11 protein-coding genes and 1 tRNA gene are annotated in these 11,458 nt (G+C 60.0%); 6 read left to right on the top strand and 6 right to left on the bottom strand.

Annotated elements, in window-relative coordinates; genetic code table 11:
* The first annotated feature begins 34 nt into the window (after positions 1 to 34).
* From ACQZ5K_RS20805 to ACQZ5K_RS20795, 3 genes are all read left to right on the top strand, one after another.
* Positions 35 to 1,048 carry an NAD(P)H-quinone oxidoreductase gene (locus ACQZ5K_RS20805; RefSeq protein WP_448741279.1) on the top strand — a complete coding sequence of 338 codons (1,014 nt, stop codon included), beginning with the start codon at positions 35 to 37 and terminating at the stop codon, positions 1,046 to 1,048.
* Positions 1,049 to 1,110: 62 nt separating this feature from the next.
* Positions 1,111 to 1,392, top strand: a complete 282-nt coding sequence (locus ACQZ5K_RS20800) for a toxin-antitoxin system TumE family protein (protein WP_003520460.1) — start codon at positions 1,111 to 1,113, stop codon at positions 1,390 to 1,392.
* Entirely contained in the window at positions 1,389 to 1,754 is a 366-nt protein-coding gene (locus tag ACQZ5K_RS20795) for an HVO_A0114 family putative DNA-binding protein (RefSeq protein WP_003520461.1), read from the top strand. The genes ACQZ5K_RS20800 and ACQZ5K_RS20795 overlap by 4 nt, the downstream gene beginning before the upstream one ends.
* A 521-nt stretch (positions 1,755 to 2,275) precedes the next feature.
* On the opposite strand, the gene ACQZ5K_RS20790 is transcribed toward ACQZ5K_RS20795, so the two are convergent.
* The 5 genes from ACQZ5K_RS20790 to ACQZ5K_RS20770 all read right to left on the bottom strand — a co-directional run bounded on the left by ACQZ5K_RS20790 (position 2,276) and on the right by ACQZ5K_RS20770 (position 6,960).
* A complete protein-coding gene (locus ACQZ5K_RS20790) occupies positions 2,276 to 3,316 on the bottom strand; it encodes a sulfate/molybdate ABC transporter ATP-binding protein (protein WP_448741278.1) in 1,041 nt (346 codons plus the stop codon).
* 11 nt (positions 3,317 to 3,327) lie between these two features.
* The gene (cysW, locus tag ACQZ5K_RS20785; RefSeq protein WP_003520464.1) at positions 3,328 to 4,200 is read right to left on the bottom strand and encodes a sulfate ABC transporter permease subunit CysW; all 873 of its coding nucleotides are present in this window, start codon (positions 4,198 to 4,200) and stop codon (positions 3,328 to 3,330) included.
* Positions 4,193 to 5,050, bottom strand: coding sequence for a sulfate ABC transporter permease subunit CysT (cysT, locus tag ACQZ5K_RS20780; protein ID WP_003494311.1), 858 nt, complete (start codon positions 5,048 to 5,050; stop codon positions 4,193 to 4,195). Before cysT ends, cysW begins: the two co-directional genes overlap by 8 nt.
* A 198-nt stretch (positions 5,051 to 5,248) precedes the next feature.
* Positions 5,249 to 6,274, bottom strand: a complete 1,026-nt coding sequence (locus tag ACQZ5K_RS20775; protein ID WP_448741277.1) for a sulfate ABC transporter substrate-binding protein — start codon at positions 6,272 to 6,274, stop codon at positions 5,249 to 5,251.
* Positions 6,275 to 6,519: 245 nt separating this feature from the next.
* On the bottom strand, positions 6,520 to 6,960 hold the full coding sequence (locus tag ACQZ5K_RS20770; protein ID WP_003520468.1) for an RrF2 family transcriptional regulator: 441 nt from the start codon (positions 6,958 to 6,960) through the stop codon (positions 6,520 to 6,522).
* A 204-nt stretch (positions 6,961 to 7,164) separates the two neighbouring features.
* Here ACQZ5K_RS20770 and ACQZ5K_RS20765 point away from each other — a divergent pair, with 204 nt between their 5' ends.
* Genes ACQZ5K_RS20765 through cysN form a run of 3 tightly spaced genes read left to right on the top strand, consistent with a single transcriptional unit; the run spans position 7,165 to position 10,409 of the window.
* Positions 7,165 to 7,947 carry a phosphoadenylyl-sulfate reductase gene (locus ACQZ5K_RS20765; protein ID WP_161987652.1) on the top strand — a complete coding sequence of 261 codons (783 nt, stop codon included), beginning with the start codon at positions 7,165 to 7,167 and terminating at the stop codon, positions 7,945 to 7,947.
* A gap of 27 nt (positions 7,948 to 7,974) precedes the next feature.
* Positions 7,975 to 8,928: a sulfate adenylyltransferase subunit CysD gene (gene cysD / locus ACQZ5K_RS20760; RefSeq protein ID WP_448741276.1), complete on the top strand. Its 954-nt coding sequence runs from the start codon at positions 7,975 to 7,977 to the stop codon at positions 8,926 to 8,928.
* Positions 8,928 to 10,409, top strand: coding sequence for a sulfate adenylyltransferase subunit CysN (gene cysN, locus ACQZ5K_RS20755; protein WP_003520471.1), 1,482 nt, complete (start codon positions 8,928 to 8,930; stop codon positions 10,407 to 10,409). Before cysD ends, cysN begins: the two co-directional genes overlap by 1 nt.
* Before the next feature lie 848 nt (positions 10,410 to 11,257).
* Here the strand turns inward: cysN and ACQZ5K_RS20750 are convergent.
* Positions 11,258 to 11,334: transfer RNA gene (locus ACQZ5K_RS20750), tRNA-Pro, on the bottom strand.
* Positions 11,335 to 11,458 lie beyond the last annotated feature (124 nt).

The raw sequence follows: 11,458 nt of genomic DNA, 5'->3' as shown, positions 1-11,458 counted from the left end.
GGCGACGCCGACACGTGAGGAGTTGCCCCTGGCCATGCCCGACACCAAGACCCTGCCCGAAACAATGCGCTTCATCGACCTCCCTTCCCATGGCGGCCCGGAGGTGATGCGGCTTTCGCAAACGCCTTTGCCGAAGCCCGCAAAAGGCGAGGTTCTGGTGAAGGTCGAGGCGGCGGGCGTCAACCGGCCGGATGTGGCGCAGCGGCAGGGCATCTATCCACCGCCGAAGGATGCAAGCCCGATCCTCGGCCTTGAAATCGCCGGCGAGGTGGTTGCGCTGGGTGAAGGCGTTACCGAATTCAAGTTGGGCGACAAGGTCTGCGCGCTCGCCAATGGCGGCGGTTATGCGCAATATTGCACCGTGCCGGCCGGGCAGGCCCTGCCCTTCCCCAAGGGTTACGACGCCGTCAAAGCGGCGGCTTTGCCGGAAACCTTCTTCACCGTCTGGGCCAACCTCTTCCAGATGGCGGGCCTCACCGAAGGGGAAAGCGTCCTCATCCATGGCGGCACCAGCGGCATCGGCACGACGGCGATCCAGCTTGCCAAAGCCTTTGGCGCGGAGGTCTATGCCACGGCGGGCTCAGCGGAAAAATGCGAAGCCTGCGTGAAGCTCGGCGCCAGACGGGCGATCAACTACCGCGAAGAGGATTTCGCCGCCGTCATCAAGGCTGAAACCGACGGCAAGGGCGTCGATGTCATTCTCGACATGATCGGAGCGGCCTATTTCGAAAAGAACCTTTCGGCACTCGCAAAGGACGGCTGCCTGTCCATCATCGCCTTTCTGGGCGGCGCCGTGGCCGAAAAGGTCAACCTCACCCCCATAATGGTCAAACGCCTCACCGTCACCGGCTCCACCATGCGCCCCCGCACGGCCGACGAAAAACGCGCCGTCCGCGACGACCTCGTCGCAGAGGTCTGGCCACTCATCGAAAGCGGTCAGCTGGCACCTGTCATCAACCGGGTCTTCACGCTGGATGAGGTCGTGGAAGCGCACCGGCTGATGGAAAGCAGCAATCATATCGGCAAGATCGTGATGCGGGTGTCGTGACGCTTTGAGCTGGATCGTTGTTTTCATTGACAACACACTAAAGTGTTGTCAAAAATAACAACATGAAGGCCATTCTGCTCGAGAAGACGCGCAAAGTGATCGACGAGACGGCCTTCTTCGAGGTTGTCCTGTGGCATCTGCCTGAGCCTGTTCCCGGAAGTCTCCACCCGTTCAAATATCGGCTGGCGCTGGTGATCAAAGGGGAATGTGTTCTGCGTTATGACAATGAACGCGGCAAAGGCGATCATCGTCATATGGACGGGCGTGAAGACACCATCGCCTTCACCACGCTCGAAGCCCTGTTCGATGCTTTTCAGGCGGATATGGAAAGGATTTTGTCATGACCGCACTCACCGTCCGTCTCAGCACGATCAAGGATATCAAGAGCCGCTTTGTTGCCGCCGGTAATCTGGCCTTGTCCGGAAAGCAGGTGGAGGCGAAATCATCCGTCGAATTTTCAAGCTATGAGGACCTGCACCGCATTCTCGCGCCGCTTCGCCTTGCCATCGTCAAGGCTCTGGCCGGACAGGGACCGCTTTCTATCCGGGAGGTTGCCCGTCGGGTCGGACGGGACGTACAGGCCGTTCATCGCGATGTGACGTCGCTCCTCCATGCGGGCGTTATCGACCGGAACGAGGCTGGCATCGAGTTTCCCTATGACAGCATCCACTTCGAATTCGACGTGAAGGCCGCGGATGCGGCATAGGAGCCGGGCGTCCCCTGGAAGTAATCCCTCTTGCATTACTGACGAATCGTACTACCTTCTAGTTATGTTCAACGTATCGGAAGGAGGTGATCCAATGTCTAGTGAGATTTCGGTCTCTGGTGCAGGCAATGGAAAGGGTGTGTTTTCGACGGGGCAGCCCTCGTTGTAAAACCTCTAGCCTTCGGAACGTTGAGAAACAGTCCCGGGTCTGTAAACAGGACCAAACTCATGGAAGGGTCGCCTTGGCGGCCCTTTTCCGTTTTTGCGTATTGCTTTGACGATTGGGGAAATCTGTGTCTCGAGTGCCGGCGCGGCAAGCTCGATGCTCGAGGCTACTCGTGACACGCCTCTTCCGTCATGCCGGGCTTGACCCGGCATCCAGCCGGCGCGCGTCTGCGCGACGAGAGGACTCCTTTCAGCCCAAGGACTTGGGCTGGCTGGATACCGGCTCAAGCCCGGTATGACGGAGAACTGGGGAGCGCGCGCCGGATCAGCGACCGTCAATTGCGGTCACTTCTCCCTTATTTCTTCCCGAACACCTTCCACCGCGTCGGGCGGAAGCGCAGTTCCGCGCCCACGGCCACGGCGGCGTTGAGCGGCACTTCGATTTCGAGGTGATAGGGTTCATGGCCGTTATTGGCGATGTCGATTTCGGCGATGCGGGTGCCGGCAAGGCGGCGACAGGTGGTGACCTTGCCGTAAAGCGCGTCCTTCTCTTGCGTCAGCACCACATCTTCCGGGCGGAAGAAAAGCTCGCCCTCGCCAGAACCGTTCTCGTCGATGCCGATGCTTTCGCCCTGGAACAGCACGTGGCCGTCGCGGATCGTCACCGGCAGGCTGGAGGATTCACCGATGAAGGAGAAGACGAAGGGGGAGTTGGGCGTGTCGTAGACATCGTCCGCCGTGCCGACCTGTTCGATCTTGCCCTGACTCATGACGACGACGCGGTCGGCCAGTTCCAGCGCCTCTTCCTGATCGTGGGTGACGAAGACGGTGGTATGGCCGGTGCGGTCGTGGAACTCGCGCAGCCAGCGGCGCAGCTCCTTGCGCACCTTGGCGTCGAGCGCGCCGAAGGGTTCATCGAGGAGCAACACCTTCGGCTCGATGGCGACAGCGCGGGCAAGCGCCACGCGCTGGCGCTGGCCGCCGGAAAGCTGCGAGGGATAACGCTTCTCAAGGCCGGAGAGATGCACCATGTCGAGAAGTTCGGAGACCCGCCTGCGGATTTCGGCTTTGGGCGGACGCTTGGCGGAGGGACGCACCTTGAGGCCGAAAGCGATATTGTCGGCCACCGTCATGTGGCGGAACAGGGCGTAATGCTGGAACACAAAACCGACATTGCGCTCCTGCACCGTGCGGTGCGAGGCATCTTCGTTGCCGAAGAAAATCTGGCCGGTCGTCGGCTGCTCGAGACCGGCGATGAGACGCAGCAGCGTCGTCTTGCCGGAACCGGAAGGACCGAGCAGCGCGATCAGCTCGCCGGAACGAATGTCGAGCGACACGTCGTTCAGCGCCGGAAAGCGGTCGAACTGCTTGGTGATGCCGGAAACTTTCACTTCCATGAAGATGCCTTTCAATGCTTGCCGGCTGCGTTGCCCGCGCCAAAGCGTATTTCGAGAATGGTTTTGAGAATGAGCGTGACGAGCGCGAGACCGGCGAGCAGCGTCGCCACGGCAAAGGCCGCGCCCATATTGTACTCATTATAGAGTATCTCGACATGCAGCGGCATGGTGTTGGTCTCACCGCGAATATGGCCCGATACCACCGAGACGGCGCCGAATTCACCCATGGCGCGGGCGTTGCAGAGCAGCACGCCGTAAAGCAGGCCCCATTTGATGTTGGGCAGCGTGACGTACCAGAAGGTCTGCCAGCCGGAAGCGCCAAGCGAAATCGCCGCCTCCTCGTCGCCATTGCCCTGATCCTGCATCAGCGGGATCAGTTCGCGCGCGACGAAAGGAAAGGTAACGAAGATGGTGGCGAGCACGATGCCCGGCACGGCGAAGAGGATTTCGATGCCGTAGCTCTTCAGCCATGGCCCGAGCACGCTGTGGGATGAGAACAGGATGACATAGACGAGGCCCGATATGACCGGCGAGATCGAGAACGGCAGGTCGATGAGCGTGATCAGGAAGGCCTTGCCCTTGAACTCGAATTTCGCAATCGCCCAAGCGGCCATCACCCCGAAGACCAGGTTGAGCGGCACCGAAATGGCGGCGACGAGCAGCGTCAGGCGAATGGCGGAGAGTGCGTCGGGTTCGACAATCGCCTCCCAGAAGCTTTCCGTGCCCTTGCGGAAGGCTTCGAAGAACACCGAGACCAGCGGCAGAACCAGAAAAGCGGCGAGGAACACGAAGGCTATCGCGATCAACGCCAGCCGGGCGGGAAAGCTCTCGCTGGCGGGGTCGCGGAACGGCCGGGGGGACGTGCGGGAAGCGGTCTCAGACATAACCGTACCTCTTGCGGCTCCAGGCCTGAATAAGATTGATGAGGAACAGCATGGCAAACGAGATGATCAGCATGATGGTGGCGATGCCGGTCGCGGCCGCATAATTGAACTCCTCCAGCCGGATGACGATGAGGAGCGGCGCGATTTCCGAGACGTAGGGAATATTGCCGGCGATGAAGATGACCGAACCATATTCCCCCACACCGCGTGCGAAAGCGAGCGCAAAACCCGTGAGGATCGCGGGTGTCAGGCTCGGCAGCAGAACGCGGGTGATGGTCTGGAAACGGTTGGCGCCAAGCGTGGCGGCCACCTCCTCCACCTGCCGGTCGATTTCTTCCATGACCGGCTGCACGGTGCGCACCACGAACGGCAGGCCGATGAAGATCAGCGCGATGACGATGCCGGTCGGCGTAAAGGCGATCTTGATGCCGAAGGGTTCGAACAGCGAACCGACCCAGCCGCGATTGGCGTAAAGCGTGGTCAGCGCGATACCGGCGACCGCCGTCGGCAGGGCGAAAGGCAGATCGACGATGGCATCGACGAAGCGGCGACCGGGAAAACGGTAACGCGTCAGCACCCAGGCGACGATGACGCCGAAGACCGCGTTGACCAGCGCGGCAAGAAATGCCGTTCCGAAACTGACACGCAGCGCATTCAGCGTGCGGCTATCCGTGGCAATCGCAATGAAATCTGAAAAACCCAGTTTCGCCGTGGACCAGACAAGGCCGCCAAGCGGAATAAGAATGATGAGAAACAGATAGGTCACTGTGTAACCAAGCGTCAGGCCGAAGCCCGGTATGACGCTCGACTGCCGCCATTTCCACCTGTTTCCGGAAGTATTGTTGCTCATCAAGGCTCCGGATAATCTTTAGTTTGGCGCATTTCCGGACAGAAAACCGGGGTCCACTTTTCCTGGAAATGCTCTCTGGGAGCCGGTGTTCCCCGGCGTTTATTATAAAGTATCGACCGGCACGGTGTCCGGTCGATCAGGTTTTGTTTTCTGTTGTCCGTGCGGACGCGGGCGATCTCTTTTCAGCCCATCATCCGCTTACTTTGCGGGCTTGTAAATCTGGTCGAAGATGCCGCCGTCACCAAAATGTTCAGGCTGCGCCTTTGCCCAACCGCCAAACTGCGGGTCGTCGATGGTGACGAGCTTGATGTCGGGCAGCTGCTTGAGCAGATCCTTGGAGACCACGGCGGGGTTGGACGGGCGGTAGAAGTGCTTTGCCGCAATATTCTGGCCCTCGTCGGAATAGAGATATTGCAGATAGGCTTCCGCCGCCTTGCGGGTGCCCTTGGCGTCGACATTGGCGTCAACCACGGCGACCGGCGGTTCGGCAAGGATCGAGATCGGCGGCACGACGATATCGAAGGCGTCAGCGCCGAATTCCTGGCCGGCGAGATAGGCCTCGTTTTCCCAGGCCAGCAGCACGTCGCCGATCTGGCGCTGTGCGAAGGTGACCGTGGAGCCGCGGGCGCCGGTATCGAGAACCGGGGCGCGCTTGTAAAGCTCGCCGACATAGGCCTTGATCTTGTCCTTGTCGCCCTTGAATTCTTCATTCGCCCAGGCCCAGGCCGCGAGATAGTTCCAGCGCGCGCCGCCAGACGTCTTGGGGTTCGGCGTCACGATCTGCACGTCACCCTTCACCAGATCACCCCAATTGTGGATGCCCTTGGGGTTACCCTTGCGGACCAGGAAAACGATTGTCGAGGTGTAGGGCGAAGAATTATGCGGCAGGCGGGTGCGCCAGTCCTTGTTGATCTTGCCGGAATTCTGGACGATGGCGTCGATATCGCTCTGCAGCGCCAGCGTCACGACGTCCGCTTCCAGACCGTCGATGACCGAACGCGCCTGCTTGCCGGAGCCGCCATGCGACTGCTGGATCGTGACGCCCTCGCCGGTATCGGCCTTCCACTTCTTGGCGAAGGCTTCGTTGAAGTCCTTGTAGAGTTCACGGGTCGGATCGTAGGACACGTTGAGCAGCTTGGTCTGCGCGGCGGCCGAGCCAGCGCCGCCAAGTGCCAGTGAGAGGCTAAGCGCAACAACGCTCAAACCGGACAGAAGCTTGGACATCGGTATTCCCTCCTGATTGCGATGGCTTAACTCTACCGGTTGAGTAGAGTTGGTCAATGAGGCCGAATACGATCGAAAAAGTGTTTCCCGAGAGCGTTTTCCCGGGCAACAAATACAGCGCAGCATAAGCGAAAGGCGCAACAAGCGTCGTGTAAAACTTTGCTGAATGCAAAACCGTTTCACATTTTTGACGATTTTTTGCGCTGGCGGCGAAAAATATTATGGGGTTTTAGACGATTTTTTCGTCAGGCCGTCAAAAGCTCGGGCACTTCGACACCGGCCACGGCATCGGCGATGGTGGTGTTGAAAAGGATGTTGCGGGTGGCATCGGCCACGCGGGCAAACACGTGGCGGATCTCGCACTGCTTCTCGCCGTCGCAATCCTCGCAGCGGCGATAGGCCGTCTGCGATAGGCAGGGCAAGGGGGCAAGCGGCCCGTCGATGAGGCGCAGCACCTCGCCGAAGGTGATATCCGCAGCCGGGCGCGCCAAGAGATAACCGCCCTGCTTGCCGCGCCGGCTTTCGACAAGGCGTTCCTTCTTCATTTCGAGAAGGATCTGCTCCAGAAACTTTTTCGGAATGGCCTGTTCGCGGGCGATGTCGGAAATCTGCACAGGACAGGCCCCGTCGGCCTTGGCCAGCGAAAGGAGCGCCCTCAGCGCATATTTTGCCTTCTGCGAAATCATCGTAAAACCAGTAGACCACAAGCCCGGAAACCCGGCAATTCCGGCTTAGCGCAGAAGTTGTCACAATTCAAATCCAAGCTGCGAAGAAGGTGAACGGGCATCTTTTGCTCATACCAAGCGCGCGTGAGGCATTTTTGCTCTCAAGTGCAGCGCACAAAGACTGTCATTTCTGTTCGCGGATAAGGATTTCAACAATAATCGGCCATGGAAATCCCGGACGTGACAATGACGATCAATTCAGCAAATGCCTCTGCCGATGCCGCTTCCCTCGACGCCACGCTTGCCGGGCTCGATCTGGCGGGTCGGCTTTCGTTTATCGCCGGCCTCGGCGGGCGGGCGGTCTTCACCACCAGCCTCGGTATCGAGGATCAGGTCATTACGGCCGCCATCGGCACGCATCGCCTGCCGATCGACGTCGTGACGCTCGAAACCGGCCGGCTGTTCAAGGAAACCGTCGATCTCATCGATGAAACCGAAGAGCGTTTCGGTATCGAAATCCGCCGCTTCCGCCCGGAGCAGGACGATATCGACGCCTATGCCGAAAAATACGGTCTCAATGGCTTTTACGAGAGTGTCGAAGCCCGTCACGCCTGCTGTCATGTCAGAAAGCTGATCCCGCTGGGCAAGGCGCTGGAAGGCGCTGCCTTCTGGATCACCGGGCTTCGTCGCGGCCAGTCGGGCAATCGCGCCACGACGCCTTTCGCCGAATTCGACGCCGAGCGGAATCTCATCAAGATCAATCCCCTGGCTGACTGGGATATCGACCTCATCCGGGCGCATGTCGCCCAGGAGAACATTCCCGTCAATCCGTTGCATCAGCGCGGTTACCCCTCCATCGGCTGCGAGCCGTGTACGCGCGCCATCAAGCCCGGCGAGCCTGAGCGCGCCGGACGATGGTGGTGGGAGAACGACGAGAAGCGCGAATGCGGTCTTCACGTCGCCGGTGCGGAGCAGACATCCGCCGTTTCCGCCATCCCGCAACGATAATCATTCAGTACATTCCCGGAGTTCACAATGTCCAACGCAGTCCACGAGACGGACAGCAAGAATACTGTCGTATCCAAGCCGCCGCTCGATCCCCATCTGAAGGCGCTTGAAAACGAAGCCATTCACATCTTCCGCGAAGTCGCCGCCGAATTCGACAAGCCCGTGATGCTCTATTCCATCGGCAAGGATTCGTCCGTGCTGCTGCATCTCGCGCGCAAGGCGTTTTTCCCCGGCCGCATTCCCTTCCCGCTGCTGCACGTCAATACCGGCTGGAAGTTCAAGGAAATGATCGAATTCCGCGACAATATCGTCAAGGAATACGATCTCGACCTGATTTCCTACACCAACCCGCGCGGTGCGAGCGAAAACGTAACGCCCTTCACCCACGGTTCGGCGCTTTACACCGACATCATGAAGACCGAAGCGCTGCGCCAGGCGCTCGATGCCGGCCAGTTCGATGCGGCCTTCGGCGGCGCGCGCCGTGACGAGGAGGCAAGCCGCGCCAAGGAACGCATCTATTCCTTCCGCACGCCCGACCATAAATGGGACCCGCGCAACCAGCGCCCGGAACTGTGGAACATCTATAACGGCATGGTCCGCAAGGGCGAAAGCGTGCGCGCCTTCCCGCTCTCCAACTGGACCGAAGTGGATATCTGGCGTTACATCGAGGCGGAAAACATTCCGCTGGTGCCGCTCTATTACGCCGCCGAGCGCCCCTATGTCGAACGCGACGGCATGATGATCCTTGCCGAAGACGAGCGGCTGGAACTGCTGCCCGGCGAAGAGATCAAGCACGGCTCGATCCGCTTCCGCACGCTCGGCTGCTTCCCGCTGACCGGCGCGATCCGTTCCGAGGCGGCGACGCTTCAGGAAGTCATCGCGGAACTCGAAATCGCCACCGTTTCCGAACGGCAGGGCCGCGCGATTGACCGCGACCAGTCCGGCTCGATGGAGAAGAAGAAGCGCGAGGGGTATTTCTGATGAGCGCTGCCGCCGCCAACACCCCCTCTTCCGCAACCATTCTGCCCTTTGCCGAGCATTCGAAGGCAGCGCGCGACACGCGCCCGCTTCGTCTCATCACCTGCGGCAGCGTCGATGACGGCAAGTCGACCCTGATCGGCCGTCTTCTCTGGGACACCAAGGCCGTCAAGGAAGACCAGGCCGCCACGCTGCACCGCGACAGCGGCAAGCAGAACGATCTCGGCCTGCCCGATTTCGCGTTGCTGCTCGACGGTCTTCAGGCGGAGCGCGAACAGGGCATCACCATCGATGTCGCCTATCGTTATTTCGCCACCGACCGGCGCGCCTTCATCGTGGCCGACACGCCCGGCCATGAGCAATATACGCGCAACATGGCGACAGGCGCTTCCACCGCCGATCTCGCCGTGCTGCTCGTCGATGCGCGCACCGGCATTCTGGAACAGACACGCCGCCACGCCACCATTGCGGCGCTGATGGGCATCCGGCAATTCGTGCTGGCCGTCAACAAGATCGACCTGACGCATTACGACAAGGCCGGTTTCGAGCTGATCGCCCACGAGTTCCGCGATTTCGCGTCCAATCTCGGCATCAAGCAGATCACCGCCATTCCGATGTCGGCGCTGAAGGGTGAAAACGTCGTCCTCTCCGGCAAGTCCTCCATGCCCTGGTATGAAGGCCCGACGCTGGTGGAAACGCTGGAGCTTGCCACGGTGCGCTCCGCGCAATCCGGCGGCTTCCGCCTGCCGGTGCAGCGCGTCTCGCGCCCCGGTGAAAGCTTCCGTGGTTATCAGGGCACGGTTGCCGGCGGTTCGGTAAAGCCGGGCGACAGCGTTGTTGTCCTGCCCTCCGGCATGGTCGCGAATGTCAAGCAGATCGTCACCTTCGATCTGGTGCGTAATGCCGCCGTCGCGGGCGATGCGGTCACGCTCGTCCTCGACCGTCAGGTGGATGTGTCGCGCGGCGACATGATCGTCTCCATCGAGGCGCAGCCGCAGACCGGCCTTGCCTTCGACGCCCAGATCGTGGCGTTGCAGCCGGGCGGCATCGAGGCAGGCAAGCGCTACTGGCTGAAAAGCGGCAGCCGTCGCCAGCGCGTCAGCGTGCAGCCCGTCAGCCAGCTGAACCTGAAGGAAGGCGAATGGCAGGCGCATGAAACCTCGCTGCCGATGAACGCCATCGGCAAGGTGCGGCTTTCCTTCGACGAGACGGCGATCTTCGATCCCTATGAACAGAACCGCTCGACCGGTTCCTTCATCCTGATCGATCCCGACACCAACAATACGGTTGCAGGCGGCATGATCGCCGGCAAGCGCAGCGTCGGTGCGACGGAAGAAAAGGGCGACCGGGTCATTCTCTCGCTGCCCGCCGATCTTGCGGAAAAGCTGCTGGCCAGCGAGCTCCTCGCCAAACACCGCGACGAGATCGACATCCGCCGCACGGACGGCGCAACGGCCGCGCGGCTGATCGGCGATCTGGGCTGACACGCCCCCTCAAACAAACAAAAGGCGACCGTCAAAGCGGTCGCCTTTTTCGTTTCAGAGCCTCTTCCGTGCCGGAGACTGCGGATGGCTTAAAACACGAACATATAAAGCAGAATGATCACGAAGATCGGAACGCCCATAGCCCACAATGCGATACCCTTCAGCATGCTATCCTCCATTGTTGTATGGTTGAATAACGGCTGAGGCGGCTTTCCGATCCATGCCGCTCTCCTGATTTTTACGGGTTGTTTCTCGGCAGCATAAAAAGCTGTTTGTTCATTCGACGTTCATGCACGAAAGGCGAATTTGCATGCGGTCGCTCCGCCAAGCGGCCCAACAGAGGCTCGTTGTTTGAAAAAGCAGCGGGCCTCTTTTTTGATCGCGATAAGTTGATCGTGGCGATGCCCCTGAAATTCAGGGCCCATGACGGTGATGGATAACTTCTTGGATTGTGAAGAAGAATTGAGGCTTTTAAGACGATTCCTGTCGCGCGTCCCCTGAAACAGGCCGCGACATTGAGGCCTGGCGCTTGGCGGAGCGACGGGCCTCTTTTGCTGGGACGCCGGATGGCGACAACAAAAGCCCGCCGAAGCGCTCCATCCCCTGTTTGACGGCGACGATTCGCATCCGTGCGCGGATGTGGAAAGAAACACTCCCTCCCAAAACGCATACCGGTTGAAGAACGGCAATTTGAACGCAGTTATTCGCATCTGCGCCGTGATTTCAGACGCGATCGGCGAATGCAGTCCAGCCGGAACAGGTTTTCACAGGTCCGGTTTCGGTGCGAGATTTCGATATTGGAATTTTCGGGATGAGTCGCAAGCCGCTGTAACTATTGGGCTTCAAGCTGGTCGGAGTGAGAGGATTCGAACCTCCGACCCCCACGTCCCGAACGTGGTGCGCTACCAGACTGCGCTACACTCCGTGACCAGCGGCGCTTCTATAGACCAGCCTCCGGCATTCGACAAGCGGCTTATTGCATTTTTTGTGACAAGTTTTTCCCATCTGTTGAAACAACCCTGCCAGGAGCCTGTGGCACCGACTGGAAG

The sequence above is a fragment of the Agrobacterium sp. 22-226-1 genome (assembly GCF_053522345.1).
The sequence above is the reverse complement of the archived record's forward strand: the minus strand, read 5'-3'. Positions and strand labels throughout refer to the sequence as shown.